The organism is Cryptosporangium minutisporangium, from assembly GCF_039536245.1.
Classification (GTDB): Bacteria; Actinomycetota; Actinomycetes; order Mycobacteriales; family Cryptosporangiaceae; genus Cryptosporangium; species Cryptosporangium minutisporangium.
Genome location: NZ_BAAAYN010000096.1, coordinates 1 through 1,902, shown reverse-complemented (window position 1 = coordinate 1,902; position 1,902 = coordinate 1). Strand labels below are relative to the sequence as shown.

Annotated in this window: 1 rRNA gene; it reads right to left on the bottom strand. The window is 57.0% G+C overall.

The features are described 5' to 3' along the window. Positions 1-1,847: ribosomal RNA gene (locus ABEB28_RS41790) — 23S ribosomal RNA — on the bottom strand; the annotation flags it as partial. Between the last annotated feature and the right edge of the window lie 55 nt (positions 1,848-1,902).

The window sequence follows — 1,902 nt, the reverse complement described above, 5'->3', positions numbered from 1 at the left end:
CACCTGTGTCGGTTTAGGGTACGGGCCGCTCGGATCTCGCTAGAGGCTTTTCTCGGCAGCATAGGATCACTCACTTCGCCACAACGGCTCCCCATCAGGTCTCAGACTATATGAAGCACGGATTTGCCAATGCCTCGTCCTACACCCTTAGCCCGGCACCACCATTCACCGGGATGAGCTACCTTCCTGCGTCACCCCATCGCTTGACTACTACACACCAGGTTCCCAGTCGCCTTCCCGCTCGTCCGAAGACTCGCCGGCTCTTGAGTGGTTAGCATGAAATGTGCCTCGTCAGGGACGATCCTTCGCGGGTACGGGAATATCAACCCGTTGTCCATCGACTACGCCTGTCGGCCTCGCCTTAGGTCCCGACTCACCCTGGGCGGATTAGCCTGGCCCAGGAACCCTTGGTCATTCGGCGGACGGGTTTCTCACCCGTCATTCGCTACTCATGCCTGCATTCTCACTCGCACGGCGTCCACGACTAGATCACTCTGCCGCTTCCTCCGCCGTACGACGCTCCCCTACCCATCCACACACCCAACACCAGTCCCGCAGGAGATGACGCCAGGATAATCGTGTAAATGCCTCAGCTTCGGCGGTGTACTTGAGCCCCGCTACATTGTCGGCGCGGAATCACTTGACCAGTGAGCTATTACGCACTCTTTAAAGGGTGGCTGCTTCTAAGCCAACCTCCTGGTTGTCTCTGCGACTCCACATCCTTTCCCACTTAGCACACGCTTAGGGGCCTTAGCTGGAGATCTGGGCTGTTTCCCTCTCGACTACGAAGCTTATCCCCCGCAGTCTCACTGCCACGCTCTCACTTACCGGCATTCGGAGTTTGGCTGACTTCAGTAAGCTTGTGGGCCCCCTAGGCCATCCAGTGCTCTACCTCCGGCAAGAAACACGCAACGCTGCACCTAAATGCATTTCGGGGAGAACCAGCTATCACGGAGTTTGATTGGCCTTTCACCCCTATCCACAGGTCATCCCCCAGGTTTTCAACCCTGGTGGGTTCGGGCCTCCACGCCGTCTTACCGGCGCTTCACCCTGCCCATGGATAGATCACTCCGCTTCGGGTCTAGAGCACGCGACTCAAACGCCCTATTCGGACTCGCTTTCGCTACGGCTACCCCACACGGGTTAACCTCGCCACGTACCACTAACTCGCAGGCTCATTCTTCAAAAGGCACGCCGTCACCACAACCCAAAGGTCGCTAGGCTCCGACGGCTTGTAGGCACACGGTTTCAGGTACTATTTCACTCCCCTCCCGGGGTACTTTTCACCTTTCCCTCACGGTACTAGTGCACTATCGGTCACCAGGGAGTATTTAGGCTTAGCGGGTGGTCCCGCCAGATTCACACGAGATTTCACGAGCCCCGTGCTACTTGGGAACAACAAAAGGAAGATCATGAGTTTTCGTCTACGGGAGTCTCACCCTCTACGCCGGTCCTTCCCAGAACCTTCGACTAACACATGACTTTCTTACTTCCCGACCAGCCGGCAGACCGATCAATCGCCGTCCCACGACCCCGCCGACGCAACCCCTGCCGGGTATCACACGTCAACGGTTTAGCCTCATCCGCTTTCGCTCGCCACTACTCACGGAATCACTATTGTTTTCTCTTCCTGTGGGTACTGAGATGTTTCACTTCCCCACGTTCCCTCCACACACCCTATGTGTTCAGGTGCGGGTGACAGCACATAACTGCTGCCGGGTTTCCCCATTCGGACACCCTCGAATCACAGCTCGGTTGACAGCTCCTCGAGGACTATCGCGGTCTCCCACGTCCTTCATCGGCTCCTGGTGCCAAGGCATCCACCGTGCGCCCTTAACAACTTGACCACAAAGATAAGATGCTCGCATCCACTGTGCAGTTCTCAAACAACGACCAGCACCC